At 71.9% G+C, this 14,452-nt stretch carries 12 protein-coding genes; 3 read left to right on the top strand and 9 right to left on the bottom strand.

Annotation, left to right across the window (positions count from 1 at the left end; genetic code table 11):
• Positions 1 to 15 precede the first annotated feature (15 nt).
• The 3 genes from ACFVHK_RS04340 to ACFVHK_RS04330 are packed head-to-tail and all read right to left on the bottom strand — an operon-like array spanning position 16 to position 3,440.
• Positions 16 to 1,509 carry a sensor histidine kinase gene (locus ACFVHK_RS04340; RefSeq protein WP_129233656.1) on the bottom strand — a complete coding sequence of 498 codons (1,494 nt, stop codon included), beginning with the start codon at positions 1,507 to 1,509 and terminating at the stop codon, positions 16 to 18.
• A 30-nt stretch (positions 1,510 to 1,539) separates the two neighbouring features.
• Positions 1,540 to 2,805, bottom strand: coding sequence for an AAA family ATPase (locus tag ACFVHK_RS04335; protein ID WP_376927767.1), 1,266 nt, complete (start codon positions 2,803 to 2,805; stop codon positions 1,540 to 1,542).
• Positions 2,805 to 3,440 carry a hypothetical protein gene (locus ACFVHK_RS04330; RefSeq protein WP_376927766.1) on the bottom strand — a complete coding sequence of 212 codons (636 nt, stop codon included), beginning with the start codon at positions 3,438 to 3,440 and terminating at the stop codon, positions 2,805 to 2,807. The genes ACFVHK_RS04335 and ACFVHK_RS04330 overlap by 1 nt, the downstream gene beginning before the upstream one ends.
• 126 nt (positions 3,441 to 3,566) lie before the next feature.
• On the opposite strand from ACFVHK_RS04330, the gene ACFVHK_RS04325 reads away from it, so the two are divergent.
• Positions 3,567 to 3,860 (top strand): helix-turn-helix domain-containing protein, encoded by a 294-nt coding sequence (locus tag ACFVHK_RS04325; protein ID WP_376927765.1) that lies wholly within the window; start codon positions 3,567 to 3,569, stop codon positions 3,858 to 3,860.
• A gap of 6 nt (positions 3,861 to 3,866) precedes the next feature.
• On the opposite strand, the gene ACFVHK_RS04320 is transcribed toward ACFVHK_RS04325, so the two are convergent.
• Positions 3,867 to 4,454, bottom strand: a complete 588-nt coding sequence (locus ACFVHK_RS04320; protein ID WP_376927764.1) for a hypothetical protein — start codon at positions 4,452 to 4,454, stop codon at positions 3,867 to 3,869.
• Positions 4,455 to 4,629: 175 nt separating this feature from the next.
• Here ACFVHK_RS04320 and ACFVHK_RS04315 point away from each other — a divergent pair, with 175 nt between their 5' ends.
• Both ACFVHK_RS04315 and ACFVHK_RS04310 read left to right on the top strand, forming a co-directional pair.
• Positions 4,630 to 5,079 carry an Rv3235 family protein gene (locus ACFVHK_RS04315; RefSeq protein ID WP_376927763.1) on the top strand — a complete coding sequence of 150 codons (450 nt, stop codon included), beginning with the start codon at positions 4,630 to 4,632 and terminating at the stop codon, positions 5,077 to 5,079.
• 63 nt (positions 5,080 to 5,142) lie between these two features.
• Complete coding sequence (locus tag ACFVHK_RS04310) at positions 5,143 to 6,402, top strand: adenylate/guanylate cyclase domain-containing protein (protein ID WP_376927762.1); 1,260 nt, start codon at positions 5,143 to 5,145, stop codon at positions 6,400 to 6,402.
• A gap of 83 nt (positions 6,403 to 6,485) precedes the next feature.
• Here ACFVHK_RS04310 and secA read toward each other — a convergent pair whose 3' ends face one another.
• From secA to mtrB, 5 genes are all read right to left on the bottom strand, one after another.
• A complete protein-coding gene (secA, locus tag ACFVHK_RS04305; protein ID WP_376927761.1) occupies positions 6,486 to 9,284 on the bottom strand; it encodes a preprotein translocase subunit SecA in 2,799 nt (932 codons plus the stop codon).
• 181 nt (positions 9,285 to 9,465) lie between these two features.
• On the bottom strand, positions 9,466 to 10,176 hold the full coding sequence (hpf, locus tag ACFVHK_RS04300) for a ribosome hibernation-promoting factor, HPF/YfiA family (RefSeq protein ID WP_129235369.1): 711 nt from the start codon (positions 10,174 to 10,176) through the stop codon (positions 9,466 to 9,468).
• 105 nt (positions 10,177 to 10,281) lie between these two features.
• The gene (locus tag ACFVHK_RS04295) at positions 10,282 to 10,974 is read right to left on the bottom strand and encodes a ComF family protein (RefSeq protein WP_376927760.1); all 693 of its coding nucleotides are present in this window, start codon (positions 10,972 to 10,974) and stop codon (positions 10,282 to 10,284) included.
• Positions 10,975 to 11,075: 101 nt separating this feature from the next.
• The gene (locus tag ACFVHK_RS04290) at positions 11,076 to 12,776 is read right to left on the bottom strand and encodes a GerMN domain-containing protein (protein ID WP_376927759.1); all 1,701 of its coding nucleotides are present in this window, start codon (positions 12,774 to 12,776) and stop codon (positions 11,076 to 11,078) included.
• Entirely contained in the window at positions 12,769 to 14,439 is a 1,671-nt protein-coding gene (mtrB, locus tag ACFVHK_RS04285; RefSeq protein ID WP_376927758.1) for an MtrAB system histidine kinase MtrB, read from the bottom strand. The genes ACFVHK_RS04290 and mtrB overlap by 8 nt, the downstream gene beginning before the upstream one ends.
• Positions 14,440 to 14,452: the final 13 nt, after the last annotated feature.

Here is a 14,452-nt window from a genome sequence, read left to right as displayed (position 1 = left end):
TTCGCATGTCCGCGGTCAGGGCTTCGTGATCCAGCGCAGCGGGACCTCGATGGTGACCTCGGTGCCGCTGCCGACGACCGTGTGCCAGTCGATGGTCCCGCCGAGCTCGCCCTGGATGAGGGTGCGCACGATCTGCGTGCCGAGGCCCTCTCCGACCTTGCCCTCGGGCAGGCCCGATCCGCTGTCGCGCACCTGGACGATGAGCTGCGTCTCCGAGCGGTCGGCGATGACCTCCACGTCGCCCTCCTGCCCGGCGAGACCGTGCTCCACGGCGTTCGTGACGAGCTCGGTGAGCGCGAGCGCGAGCGGCGTCGCGTACTCGCTCGGCAGCACGCCGAACGTCCCGGACTTCTTCGGGTGGGCGGTCGTGTTGTGCGCCGCCGCGACCTCGGCGACGAGCAGCAGGGCCCGGTCGAACACCTCGTCGAAGTCCACGTTCTGCGTGAGCCCCTCGGAGAGGGTGTCGTGGACGACGGCGATCGCGCCGACGCGGCGCATCGCCTGCGTGAGCGCGTCGCGCGCCTCGTCGGAGTGGGTGCGGCGCGCCTGGATCCGCAGGAGCGACGCGACGGTCTGCAGGTTGTTCTTGACGCGATGGTGGATCTCGCGGATCGTCGCGTCCTTGGTGATGAGCTCCTGTTCCTGATGGCGGAGCTCGGTGACGTCGCGCGAGAGCACGATGGCGCCCGTCCGCTCGCCCCGCCGCCGGATCGGGATGGCTCGGATCGACACGGTCACCCCGCGCGACTCGACGTCGGTGCGCCACGGCGCCCGCCCCGTCACGACCAGCGGGAGCGACTCGTCGACGTCGAGCTTGCCGCTGAGCAGGCGCGTCGCGACCTCTGCGAGGGACTGCCCCTCGAGCTCGTCGTCGAAGCCCATGCGGTTGAACGCCGAGAGCGCGTTGGGGCTCGCGAACGTCGTCACGCCGTCGACGTCGAGCCGGATCAGGCCGTCGGAGGCGCGGGGCGCTCCGCGACGCGGTCCGGTCGGAGCGCCGAGGTCGGGGAAGTCGCCGGAGGCGATCATCTGGAACAGCTCGTCCGCGCAGTCGTTGAACGTGAGCTCCTGCCGGCTGGGGGTCCGCGTCGAGCCGAGGTTGGTGTGCCGGGTGATGACGGCGACCGGGTCGGGCGCGAGCGCCGTGCCCGTCACGGACAGGCGCCGCATCACGGGCACCGCGCGCACGCGCGTCGGCATCTCCTCGTACCAGTCGGGGGCCGACGACTCCTGGATCCGACGCGCGCCGAAGGCCTCCGAGACGAGGTCCCGCCACTCGCTCCGGATGCCCTGCCCGACGAAGTCGCGGTAGAACAGCGTCGCCGCGCTCGACGGGCGGGAGTGGGCGACCGCGACGAAGCCGTCATCGCCCGACGGCACCCACAGCACGATGTCGGCGAAGGCGAGGTCGGCGAGCAGCTGGAGGTCGCCGACGAGCATGTGCAGCCAGTCGACGTCGGCCTGGCTGCTGCGCCCCTGGGCGAGGACGAGGTCACTGAGGGTCGACACGGGTCAAGCGTACCCACCCGAGCGGATGCCTCAGGCCGCCGCCGTGCGCCGGCGCAGGGCTCCCAGGATGTCCCGACGTGGGCGGCGCTCCACCGGCTGCGGGAGCAGCCGGACGTCGACGTACGAGCGCAGCGCCGCCCGGAGGGCCGAACGCGGTGCCGCGTCGCGGAGCGTGCGCGCGGTGAGGATCGCGGCATCCGCGGCCCGACCGTCGTGCGGCAGCAGGACGGCGTCGGCGAGCCCGGCGAACCGGCGCAGGGTCTGCCGGACCTGCGCGTGGGCGTCGATGCCCAGGGCGCTCGTGCGCACGCGATTGACCACGACGTCGATGCGATCGGGGTCGACGTGCTCGACGAGCTCGGCGTGGCCGCGGAGCAGGCGGGAGAGCCCGACGGGGTCGGCCAGTCCGACGGCCACGACCCGGTCGGCCGCGGCGAGGGCCGCGAAGGTGGCGGCGTTGCGCCGGGGCGCGAACGGGTCGCTCGTGAGCTCCTCGTCGCGCTCGAGGCTGAAGCCCACGTCGACCACCACGAACTCGAAGCGCGCCCGCATGACCCGCAGCGCCTCGGCGACGCGCTCCTGCGACAGTTCGGGCCATCGGCTCGGCCCGACCAGCCCGGTGAAGACGTCGAACGATGCCCTCGGGGAGGAGTAGCGCTGCGCGATGCGCTCGAGTTCGACCCGGTCGAGCGCGCCGGATCCGGCGAGCCGGCACGCCGATGCGAACCCCGGCGCCTCGTCGAGCAGCCCCAGCGCGGGGGCGATCGCCCCGCCGTAGGGGTCGGCGTCGACGAGCGCAACGAGGTGCCCGGCGGCGGCGAGCTCGGAGGCGAGGCCGACGGCCGTCGTCGTCCGCCCGGGCGCGCCTGCCGGACCCCACACCGCGACGACGCCGGCGGCATCGGCCCGGCGCGGCGCGGCGGTCTCGGTCGGTGCGTCGCCGAGCCGGGACGGGACCGGCGGTCCGCCCGCGAGCAGCGCTTCGAGCTCGGCAGGCTCGGCATCGGCGTCGAGCACCTCGTGCAGGCCGATGCGATCGGCCTCGGCGCGGTCGCGGTCCGTGGACGCCAGCGCGATGAGCCGGATGCCGCGCTCGTCGCAGGCCGCGAGGAGTTCCGCGTCGAGCGTCGCCGCACCCGCGCCGACCACGACGACGTCGGGCGCGAGCACGTCGAGGCAGTCGAGCACGTCGCGCCGCCCGACGACCCGTGCCACGATCGTGTGGCCCGCCTCGACGAGGTCGGCGAGGATGCGATCCTCGACCGAGGGGTCGAGCGCGAGCGCCAGCCGTGCCATCAGCCGGAGCCCGTCGCGGCCGCCGCGGGAACGAGGTCGATCGCATCCCCCGAGGCGAGCGCTTCGAGCAGGGCGGCCGTCTTCGCACGCGGGATGAGCAGTTCGACGCTCGGCCCGCCGCCCGCGACCATGCCGTCGGGCTCCAGGACGGCGGCGACCTCGGCGCCGGCGACGAGCACGACGGGCGGCTCGAACACGTCGCGCTCGAGTTCACGCGCGGCCCACACGTCGACGACCGCGCCCGGCGCGATCTCGCGCGCGAGCAGGCCGCGGCTCGGCACGACGACGGTCGCGGTCCCGACGACGGCGACGTCGGCGACGGATGCCGCGGGCACGAGTTCGCCCGCCCGCACCGTCCGCGTCACGACGAGCCCGTCGTCCGGGACGTCTCCCGGCACGAGGTAGCCGTCGACGAGGTCGCCGAGTCGCACCCGCTCGACCCGGAGGTCGGACGGCGAGACGCGGGAGCCCGCGGTCACCGTCACGGGTGCCACGAGCACCCGGGTCGTGTCGTCGAGCGACTCGACCACGGCCCAGACGCCGACGGTCGACCCCGCGACGAGCACGAGCCCGAGGAGCAGCCGCGGATCGATCCGCCGCCGCTCGCGGGCCTGCCGCGTCGGACGTTCCGGCATCACTGCTCCTCCCCTGGTCGCACACCCGGTCGGCGACCGCCACCCATCGTCGCCGGAGTCCGGGAGGACGCCGTGAAGTTATCCACACGACACCCGGCCGAAGCGGCACGCGCCGATACTTGAGTGATGGTCCACCACGCTGCGGGCGAGCCGCTCGGCCGCTTCCTCACCATCGCCGACACGGCGGAGGTGCTCGCGGTCGACGTCGAGACCGTGCACGAGCTCGTGATCTCGGGCGAGCTTCCGGCCATCCGCATCGGCGACCGCGGACCGTGGCGCGTCGAGCGCTCGCAGCTCGAGGTGTTCATCGAGATGCGCTACGAGTCCACCCGGCGCGAGGTCGCCTGGAACGAGGGCGAGTTCGCCAACGTGATCGAGTTCGCCGGAGTCCGTCCGGGCGGGCTGCGCCCGGTGGACTGAGGAGGATCAGGTCGCGTCGGCCGCCACGACGGCGGTGATCCGCTCGAACGGGACCAGGCGGTACCCGCGGACCTCGCGCTCGCGGCGCGGAACGCCCGGCTCGTGCAACGCGACGTCGAGGTGGTCGGCGGCGACGCGGTCGATCGTGCCGTGCACGCTGCCGTCGCGCGTTCGCACCTCGACGCCGGCGCGACGCCGGCCGAGGTCCCGGAGCGCGAAGGCCAGGCCGATGCGCTCGATGAGCCCGCCCGACGCCGCCTGCGGGGCGAGGCTCTCCTCCACCTGCCGGCGGCTCGCGGACACGGCGGCGATCGCCGTGACCGGGACGACGCACTGCGCCCCGGGGCGCCCGGCGGGGACGCCGCCGATCCAGTCCCGACCGAAGGCCGTGGGCCGCAGCTGGATCGACGTCGCGTCGACGAGTTCGAACCGGATCGACCCCTCGTCGGCACCCGCCATCGCCGCGATCCGCTCTCGCAGCCCGAGACGACCGATGCGCGCGCGCTCCGACTCGATCGCGAGCGACCGCGCCTCCTCGAGGCGATCGCGGTCGAGCTGCGACTCGAGATCGTCGAACAGCCGGTCCCATCGCATGCGCCGACGCTACCTCCGCTCGTCGCCCGTCGACTCGGTTGTCCACAGGCGACCATTTCCCTTGACACCCGCACGCCGGCGCCCCTACCGTTCGATCTAGACCACCCGAGCACCCCCGAAGAGGGGGCACGTCGCGGCGGACCCCCGCCGACCGCCCCGCCCTACTGGAGCCGTCATGACCGCACGCCAGATCGGCGCGCCTCGCAGCGCCGCGATCCACGGGACGAGTGCCCGCCGTCTCGACCTCGACGACTACTTCGCCCGGCAGCGCGCAGGGCGCGCCGAGCTGCCCGACCCCGAGCCGGTCCTCCGGAACCTCACGCACTGCGTGATCGAGGTGCTCGCAGGCGCGCGCGACCTCGAGCAGCTCGCGCGATGGGTCACCGACGACGTGTACCGCAACCTCTCCAAGCGCGTCGTCCTCGCCGCGCGGGCACGGCGCGTGAAGGGGCTCGTGCCCCAGCGCCCCGCCTTCACCGTCGGCCGCGTGCACCTCGGCGAACCTGCCGACGGCATCGTCGAAGCGGTCGTCATGGTGCATCAGCGCGCGAGGTCCCGCGCCGTCGCGATCCGGCTGGAGGGTCTCGACCAGCGCTGGCGGGCGAGCGTCATCAGCGTGCTGTGATCGGTTCGGTCCCCGCCGCGGCGACCTGATCCGATGGGCGACCCGATCCAATATGCTCAGGCGATGGAGCCCAGCTCGACGCCGACGAGCCGCATTCCTCGCCTGGTCGCGGCCGTGGCATCCGCCGGCTTCTCGATCGACGACGACGACGATCGCCGCATGGAGAAGTCGGTCCTGACCTTCACCGCCGTGTTCACGGCCGTCGTCGTGACGCCGTGGGCGATGTTCTACTACGCGATCGGCCGCCCGGTCGCGGCCGGCATCCCGTCGTTCTACGTGCTCATGACGGTCGTCGGGCTTCTCGTGCTCCGGCGGACGCACGACGATCGGTGGCTGCGCGCATCGCAGCTCGTGATGTTCCTGCTCCTGCCTCCGCTCGTGCACGTGGCCCTCGGCGGGTTCGTGCAGAGCAGCGCCGTCATCCTCTTCTCGCTCGCGGCGCCCATCGGCGCCCTCTCCTTCACGCGCGCATCGCGACCCTGGATCGTGTTCGCCGTGTTCACGGCGATCGTGGTGGCTCTCGTCCCACTGGAGCCGATGCTCCGCGGCCTGGTGGCGCCGCTCGACGCGAACGTGATCACCGTCTTCTTCGCGGTGAACATCGTCTCGATCTCGACCATCATGTTCGTCGCGATGGCGTCCTACGTGAATTCGCGCGATCGGCTGGCTGCCGCGCTGGCCGACGAACGCGACCGCACCGACCGGCTGCTCCGCAACGTGCTGCCCGACGCGATCGCCGACCGGCTGATCGCCGGCGAGCGGCCGATCGCCGATCGCTACGAACGCCTCGGGGTCCTCATCGCCGACATCGTCGACTTCACGAGCCTGTCGGAGTCGGTGTCCGCCGACGACCTCGTGCACGACCTCAACGACGTGCTCCGCGAGTTCGACGAGCTCGCCTCGCGGCTCGGCGTGACCAAGGTCAAGACGATCGGCGACGCCTACCTCGCGATCAGCGGCGGGCCGTCCGGGGCGACGGACCTGTCGGCGCTCGCAGACCTCGCGCTCGGACTCCGGGAGATCGCGGCCGCACACGCCATCGGTGGGCGCGCGGGCATCCGCCTGCGTATCGGGATCGACGTCGGACCCGCGGTCGCGGGCGTCATCGGCGACTCGCGCTTCCTCTGGGACGTGTACGGCTCGACCGTGAACACCGCGAGCCGCATGCAGTCGACGGCGCCGGCGGGCACGATCCAGTTGAGCGATCGCGTCGCAGCCGACCTCGGGTCCGGCTACCTCGTCACCGAACGCGGCATCGTCGAGGTCAAGGGCCTGGGGCCGGTGCACACCTCGTTCCTCGACGGTCGGGGCGAATCCGGCTGAGCGCGCCGCGGGGTGGTGGCCGCAGCTCGCCGGAACACGCGGACGGCCCGGGTCCCCCCGGGCCGTCCGAACGTGTTCGCGGGTCAGCGACCCTTGCGCTCCTGCGCGCGCCGCTCCTGGCGGTTCATCGGGCCCGCGTCGCCCTCCTGCCGCTGGCCGAACGCGCCGCGCGCGGCGGGCGCCTGCGGCTGCTGCGGCTCGGCGGACTGCTGGGCCACGGCACGGCGGGCGCGCTGGGTCGCGGCCTGCTGAAGCTGCCCACGCTGATTGCGGACCTCGACCCCACCGGAATCGCTCGGGGCCGTGTAGCTGAGCTTCTCCTCGGGGGCTGTCGGCCGCTGGAGCCCCTTCGCCTCGATGCGCGGGCCGGCGACGCCCGCCTGCGGCGCGACCTCGACCTCGAGGTTGAAGAGGAACCCGATGGTCTCCTCGCGGATCGAGCCCATCATCTGCTGGAACATCGCGTAGCCCTCGCGCTGGTACTCCACGAGCGGGTCGCGCTGGGCCATCGCTCGTAGGCCGATGCCGTCCTTGAGGTAGTCCATCTCGTAGAGGTGGTCCCGCCAGCGACGGTCGATGACCGAGAGCACCACGCGGCGCTCGAGTTCGCGCATCGCCGGGCTGCCGAGCTGCTGCTCACGGCGCTCGTACGCGAGCTTGGCGTCGGAGAGGATCTCGCGCCGGACGAAGTCGCGGTTGACGCGCCCCTTCTCGCCAGCCTCGGCGACGACCTCGTCGATCGTGATGCCGATCGGATAGAGCGTCTTGAGCTCCGCCCACAGGGCGTCGAAGTCCCACTCGTCGGGGCTGCCCCCCGCGGTGTGCTCGTCGAGGACCTCGTCGATGACCTGCTCGAGGAAGCTCTGGACCCGGTCGTGCAGGTCGTCGCCCTCGAGGATGTGCCGACGGTCCGAGTAGATCGCCTCACGCTGTCGGTTCAGGACGTCGTCGTACTTCAGGACGTTCTTGCGGATCTCGGCGTTGCGCGCCTCGACCTGGGACTGCGCGGAGCGGATGGCACGCGTGACGACCTTGGACTCGATCGCGACGTCGTCGGGGACGCCCCGCGACATGAGGCTCTCGGCCGCGCCCGCGTTGAAGAGCCGCATGAGGTCGTCGGTGAGGGAGAGGTAGAAGCGGCTCTCGCCGGGATCCCCCTGGCGGCCGGAACGACCGCGCAGCTGGTTGTCGATCCGTCGCGACTCGTGTCGCTCGGTTCCGAGCACGTACAGCCCGCCCGCGTCGAGGACCTTCTCCGCCTCGCCCGCGGTCTCGGACTTGATCTTCTCGAAGACCTCGTCCCACGCCGCCTCGTACTCATCCGGGGTGTCGACGGGGCTGAGCCCGCGCTCGTGCATCTTCTGCACGGCGATGAACTCGGCGTTGCCGCCCAGCATGATGTCGGTTCCGCGGCCCGCCATGTTCGTCGCGACGGTGACGGCGCCGTATCGTCCCGCCTGCGCGACGATCGCGGCCTCGCGCGCATGGTTCTTGGCGTTCAGCACCTCGTGCCGCACGCCCTTCTTGGCGAGCAGGCGCGAGAGGTACTCGCTCTTCTCGACGCTCGTCGTGCCCACGAGGACGGGCTGGCCCTTCTTGTGCCGCTCGACGATGTCCTCGACGACCTGGGCGAACTTGGCCTCCTCGTTCTTGTAGACGAGGTCGGGCTGGTCGATGCGGACCATCGGCCGGTTCGTCGGGATCGCCACGACGCCGAGCTTGTACGTCGACATGAACTCTGCCGCCTCGGTCTCGGCGGTGCCGGTCATCCCGGCGAGCTTGTCGTACAGGCGGAAGTAGTTCTGCAGCGTGACGGTCGCGAGGGTCTGGTTCTCGGCCTTGACCTGCACGCCCTCCTTCGCCTCGATCGCCTGGTGGATGCCCTCGTTGTAGCGTCGCCCGACGAGGATGCGACCCGTGTGCTCGTCGACGATGAGCACCTCGCCGTTCATCACGACGTAGTCCTTGTCCTTCTTGAACAGCGCCTTCGCCTTGATGGAGTTGTTCAGGAACGAGATGAGCGGCGTGTTCGCGGACTCGTACAGGTTGTCGATGCCGAGGTAGTCCTCGACCTTCTCGATCCCCGGCTCGAGCACGCCGACGGTGCGCTTCTTCTCGTCGACCTCGTAGTCCTCGCCCGGGACGAGCCGCTTGGCGAGGTTGGCGAACTCGGTGAACCAGCGGTTCGCCTCGCCCGACGCCGGACCGGAGATGATGAGCGGCGTCCGCGCCTCGTCGATGAGGATCGAGTCGACCTCGTCCACGATCGCGAAGTAGTGGCCGCGCTGGACCATGTCGCCCGCCTGCCACGCCATGTTGTCGCGCAGGTAGTCGAAGCCGAACTCGTTGTTCGTTCCGTACGTGATGTCGGCCGCGTACTGCTCGCGGCGGACTGCGGGGGTCTGGCCCGCCACGATGCATCCGGTCGTCATGCCGAGGGCGCGGAAGACGCGGCCCATGAGCTCGGACTGGTAGCTCGCGAGGAAGTCGTTGACCGTGACGATGTGCACGCCCCGGCTCGTGAGCGCGTTGAGGTAGGCCGCGGTCGTCGCCACGAGCGTCTTGCCCTCACCGGTCTTCATCTCGGCGATGTTGCCGAGGTGGAGTGCGGCGCCGCCCATGAGCTGCACGTCGAAGTGGCGCAGCCCGAGCGTGCGGCGGCTCGCCTCGCGGACCGCGGCGAACGCCTCGGGCAGGAGGTCGTCGAGCGACTCGCCGTTGCCGTAACGCTCACGGAGCTCGACGGTCTCGTGCTTGAGCTCCTCGTCGCTCAGCGCCCGGAAGTCGTCTTCGAGGGCGTTGATCGCGGCGGCGTAGTTCTCGAGCCGCTTGAGTGTGCGACCCTCGCCGACGCGGAGGACCTTTTCCAGAATCGAAGCCACGAACTGCTCTCCCGTTGTCGTTCAGGCGTGCGACGTCGGGGTGGGGCACCCGCGCACGCCGGAGGATCCGCCTTGCCGACGGTCATCATAGCCATGCTACTGGGCAGTGGACTGGGCGACGGCCCCGGGCGCACGCACGACGCGTGCCGCCCCGGGGCCGTCGCGGGTCGGTGGAGGCGGGTCAGGCGCTCGTGCGCGCGAGCCCGAGTGCTTCGGCCGCCTCGGCCTGGTCGGCCTGGGCGTGTTCGTCGAGGCCGATCACGCCGTAGTCCCAGCCCTTCCGGCGGTAGACGACGCTCGGCCGATGGTTCTCCGAGTCGATGAAGAGGTAGAAGTCGTGGCCGACGAGCTCCATGTGGTACAGCGCGTCGTCGACGGTCATGGGAGTCGCTGCGAAGACCTTGCGGCGGATCACCACGGGCGAGTAGTCCTCGTCCTCCTCGGCCGCGGGCTCCTCGCCCACCACCGGGATGTTGCCGGTGCGGACCTTCTCGAGGATCTCGACGTCCGCGGCCTGCACGCCCATGTCGGCGAAGCCCGCGTCGGTGGCCTCGCGGAGCGAGGTCGGCCGGCGGCTGCCGCCTCGGTGGACCTTCCGTCGGTCCTTGGCGCGGCGGATCCGCTCGAGGAGCCTCCCGAGCGCGACATCGAGCGCCGCGTACTTGTCGGCCCCGTCGGCTTCGGCCCGGACCACGGGGCCCTTTCCGACGAGGGTGAGCTCGACCCGGTCCAGGCCGGAGTTGTTGCCGTTCTTCTCGTTGTGACGGCTGACCTTGATGTCGAGCGAAATGGCTCGGTCGGACAGGCTGGAGACTTTCTCGGCCTTCTCGGCCGCGTAGGCGCGGAATCGATCGGTCACTTCCAGGTTGCGTCCGACGATGTTCAGTTCCATGTCAACCTCCATCCACCGGCGTGTCACCCGGTTCTGAAGGGGTGGTGCGACCACGCCTGTCCTGACACCGTAGCCCCCGAGGTGACGGATGTCACGGGTGGATGCTCACGCGTCCGGATCTCCTCGGACGATTCGCAGGCGGGTCTGGGCGAGCACCGAGATCGCGTCCACCGATCCCCCCGCCGCGTGGATCGCCCGAGTCGCGTCGGCGAGTGTCGATCCGGTCGTCACGATGTCGTCGACGAGCAGGAACCGCCGTCCGGCGAGGGTGCGCGGGGCGGCGAACGAGCCGTCGGAGTTGGCGCGCCGGGCCTCTCGACCGAGCGTCGCCTGGTCCACGCGGTCGCGCGCCCTGAGCACGTCCGCGGGCGCGAACCCCGCCCGGCTCACGAGCGTCCGCACCGGGTCGTAGCCGCGAGCCCGCCGCGCGGCGGCGGTCGAGGGGACGACGGCGACCTCGCGCGGGACGCCGTCGTCGAACGCGGCCGCCGCGGCGCCGAGGGCCGCGCGGAGCGCCCCGCCGAGCATCCGCGCGACATCCGTCCGCCCCTCCTCCTTGAAGGCGCGGATGACGCGGGCGGGCGTCCCCGCGTACTCGAGCGCCGCCCACGCCGCGATGCCCGCACCCGTGCGCTCGACCCGCATCGGTCGTGGCGCGATCGCGGTGCGGCATGCGACGCAGAGGCCTCGATCCGGTGCGCCGCATCCGGCGCAAGCGACGGGCAGGAGCAGGGCGAGCGCGTCGAGCGCGGCCGCTCGCGCCGCGCCCGACCATCCGCTGCCGGGCGAGACGGTCATGGCGGCAGGATGGCGCGCCCCGGCGGCCGCGTGCGCGCAACGGGCGGCACCTCGCCCGCCTCGCCGCTCCCCGCCGGTGTGGAGGAGCGGAGCGCGGACGCTCAGCCGGTCTGCTGCGTCGCGAGGAACCGGAGGTCGCGCGCCTGCACCTGCCAGAAGACTCCCGCGCCGGTGGCGAGGTCGCCGTCGGAGGTGAGGATCCTCAGGTCGCGCAGGCTGTTCGCTCCATCGACCTGGATGCCCGACGGCGGCCCGTCGCGGGACTCGACGGGCGTGCCCAGTTCCTGCACCGTCAGTCGGGTGTCCGACTCGGACGTCTGCGTCAGGGTTCCGACGGTGCGGGAATCCAGCCACGCGACGTCGAGCGGCGTGCCGCCCGATGCCGCGAGTTCGAGCGTGACCGGTCCCAGTTCGACCGGGACGCCGTTCTCGCCGCGCACCACCGACGCCGCGACGAGGCGAGTGCGCGAGCCATCGACGAGCAGCGCCACCATGCGCGTGCCGTCGCGTGAGAGCTGGAGCGACACGATGCGGTCGGCGTTCCACGGCACGCCGATCTGGCCGCTCGATCCGTCCTCCGCGAACCAGGCGAGCTCGTCGGGAGCGTCGCGGGGCACCGACCACAGGGTCCCGTCGACGTCCAGTGCGGGCGTGATGAGCCCGTCGCGGGGATCGAGGAGCACGGCGTCGGCGCCCGATCGCACGAGGTGCACGCCGTCGTCCGCGAGCACCGCAGCGGCCGCCGCCCCCGACCCGAGTGCGGCGCCCGACGGGCCGAGCGCCACGACCTGATCGGACACGCCGTCGATCGGGGTCACCTGGTCGCCCGCCGACGACAGGTACCCGAAGCTCTCGCCGTCGTAGACGGCCGGGCGCGCATCCACCCGCAGCGTCCGCTCCGGCAGGTCCGACGTCTCCGGGGCGCTGAGTGGAACGCCGTTCAGCGTGAGCGAGACGTCGTCGACGTTGCGGACGGGCGCGAGGCTCTGCTCGAGCTGGTAGCGCATGAGCTGGATGGTCCGCAGGTTGTCGAACGCCGCCCCGGCAAGGTCGACCTCCGCGGTCCCGCCGGTGACGGGAACCGTGGACTGCCCGAGTTCGACGTCCTCCGGGAACGCGGATGCCACGCCCGGAGCGAGCCATTCGACGGGTCCGGCGAGCAGCGCCCGGACGATGCTCGTCTGGAGGGAGTCGCGGCCGGCGAACCAGCGGACGTCGGGGACGATGTACCTGAACTGCGGATCGAAGAACGCGAGGCTGTAGTCGCGGTAGACCAACCCGAAGCTGGTCTCGTCGATGAGCACGCCCGGCGGGGCGAGCGAGATCCGCCACTGCTCGTCGACCTGCTCGAAGCGGTACTCGAGTTGCACGGGCTCGGTCGAGCCGGCGGCAATGTACTGGCCGTTCTCGGCGAGGCTCGCCTGCGGCACGACCCGCATCCGGATGAGGTCGTCGCCGAGCTGCGTGTACGAGCGATCGGCGAGCACGTCGATCGACACCGCGGCGCCCGACTCCCACTCGTCTGCGAACGTGGGCGTGAGGAACTGGCGGGCGATCTCGTAGTTGCCGCTGGGACTCGCGGCGGCGTCGATGAAACCCTCGAGGATCTGCTGCTGGGTGGCATCCTCACGAGGCCCGCGAGGGAGGACGTCGACGTCGACGGGCTGCTCCGTCGCTTCGGGGTTGCCCTGGTTGACGACGCCGCTCGTGGGGATCGACACGCACCCGGCGAGCACCGCGACGAGCGCCGCGGCGGCGATCGCCGCCGGCACGCGACGCGCACGGGATGGGCGGCTAGACATCGCTGACCTCCTGGATCGCGGCGCCGTCGTCGGAGCGCGGTGCGTCGCCGGCCGGGCCGACCGCGTCGGGATCCGCCGGCTCGAGCGGAAGCGGCGGGACGACGCTCCGGGAGTCGTCGTGCACGCGCGGCAGGACGAGGCGGAAGACCGTCCCCCGCCCCTCCCGCGACCAGACGTCGAGCGTGCCGCCGTGGGCGACCGCGTCCTCGAGCGAGATCGCCAGCCCGAGGCCGGTCCCCCCGATGGTCCGCCGTCGACTCGGGTCCGCCCGCCAGAAGCGATCGAAGACCCGCAGGGCCGCCTCCTCGGACATGCCGAGTCCGTAGTCGCGGACGGAGAGCGCCACCGCGGTCGCGTTCGAGTCGACCGCCACGACGATCGGGCGGCCCTCCCCGTGCTCGATCGCGTTGCCGATCAGGTTGCGCACGATGCGGCGGATGCGGCGGGGATCGACCTCCGCGTCGAGGTGTCCCCCGGGCGCCTCGAGGCGGAGCTCGCTGCCGCGCTCGTGGGCGAGCGACTGCATCGACTCGACGGATTCGGCGGCGAGGTTCACCAGGTTGGTCGGCTCGGTCTCGAGCTCGACCGAACCCGCGTCGTACCGGCTGATCTCGAGCAGGTCGGCGAGCAGCGTCTCGAAGCGCTCCGTCTGGGTCTTCAGGAGCTCCGCGGTCCTGGCGGTCGCGGGCGGGAAGTCCTCGCGCTGGCCGTAGAGCACCTCGCCCGCGAGCCGGATGGTCGTGAGCGGCGTGCGCAGCTCGTGCGAGACGTCGCTCACGAAGCGCTGCTGCATGACCGACAGCTCGGCGAGCTCCCGGATGCGTGCCTGGAGGGTGTCCGCCATTCCGTTGAACGATTCCGCGAGCGCGGCCAGCTCGTCCTCCCCCTTGGCGGGCAGCCGGACGCCGAGGTCCCCCGCGGCGAGGCGACGACTGGTCGCCGACACCGCCTGGATGGGCTCGATCACCCAGCGGACCACGATGAGCGTGATCGCGCTGAGGAGCGCGATCAGCGCGACGGCGCCGATCGCGCCGGTGAGCTGCATGAACGCGAGGGTCTGGGCGGCGTCCGCGAGGTCGTAGCCGATGTACAGCTCGTAGCGTCCGGCGCCTCCAGGGATGATCAGGTCGGTGCCCACCACGATGCCCGGAACGGGCTCGTCCTCGCCTGCGAGCTCGACCGACTGCCAGTACTGGGTCTCCGGGTTCTCCTGCACGCGCTCACGGAGTTCGGGCGAGATCTTCCCGCCGAGGTCCGGGCTCAGGAAGTCCGGGGGCGCGAGCACGACCGGGGTCGTGCCGGGCGCGCGGAACAGCGCGATGTCCGCGCTGCCGGAGACCCCGATCACCGTCTCGATCGCGGTGTTGGTCACGGCCTGCACGCTCGCCCGGTCGGCGGCGTCCGATGAATCGAGGATGCCCTGGGCGGCTGTGGCGGCCGTCGACGACGCTCCGAGCGCATCCTCGACCTGGGCCTGGAACAGGTTCGACGCGACGGTGAACGAGATCGTGAAGCCGATGACGAGGATCGCGAGGCTCGACAGCCCGAGCGTGATGAGGACGGTCCGGAACTGCAGCGACCGGCGCCACAGCGTGGAGAAGCGCCGAATCCGTTCGCGGAGCCATCCGGCGGCGCGCTGCGCCGGGCCCGCCGCGGTCGACATGGCGCGACCCGCC

The sequence above is a fragment of the Agromyces binzhouensis genome, from assembly GCF_042672355.1.
GTDB lineage: Bacteria > Actinomycetota > Actinomycetes > Actinomycetales > Microbacteriaceae > Agromyces > Agromyces binzhouensis.
This window is presented reverse-complemented; position numbering and strand designations above follow the sequence as displayed.

What these genes read in the sequence shown, in the direction of transcription:
- mtrB (WP_376927758.1), bottom strand. Translation starts at nt 14,439, where the DNA reads ATGTCGACCGCGGCGGGCCCGGCGCAGCGCGCCGCCGGATGGCTCCGC.
- ACFVHK_RS04315 (WP_376927763.1), top strand. Translation starts at nt 4,630, where the DNA reads ATGACCGCACGCCAGATCGGCGCGCCTCGCAGCGCCGCGATCCACGGG.
- ACFVHK_RS04295 (WP_376927760.1), bottom strand. Translation starts at nt 10,974, where the DNA reads ATGACCGTCTCGCCCGGCAGCGGATGGTCGGGCGCGGCGCGAGCGGCC.
- ACFVHK_RS04325 (WP_376927765.1), top strand. Translation starts at nt 3,567, where the DNA reads ATGGTCCACCACGCTGCGGGCGAGCCGCTCGGCCGCTTCCTCACCATC.
- ACFVHK_RS04320 (WP_376927764.1), bottom strand. Translation starts at nt 4,454, where the DNA reads ATGCGATGGGACCGGCTGTTCGACGATCTCGAGTCGCAGCTCGACCGC.
- ACFVHK_RS04310 (WP_376927762.1), top strand. Translation starts at nt 5,143, where the DNA reads ATGGAGCCCAGCTCGACGCCGACGAGCCGCATTCCTCGCCTGGTCGCG.
- ACFVHK_RS04330 (WP_376927766.1), bottom strand. Translation starts at nt 3,440, where the DNA reads ATGCCGGAACGTCCGACGCGGCAGGCCCGCGAGCGGCGGCGGATCGAT.
- ACFVHK_RS04335 (WP_376927767.1), bottom strand. Translation starts at nt 2,805, where the DNA reads ATGGCACGGCTGGCGCTCGCGCTCGACCCCTCGGTCGAGGATCGCATC.
- hpf (WP_129235369.1), bottom strand. Translation starts at nt 10,176, where the DNA reads ATGGAACTGAACATCGTCGGACGCAACCTGGAAGTGACCGATCGATTC.
- ACFVHK_RS04290 (WP_376927759.1), bottom strand. Translation starts at nt 12,776, where the DNA reads ATGTCTAGCCGCCCATCCCGTGCGCGTCGCGTGCCGGCGGCGATCGCC.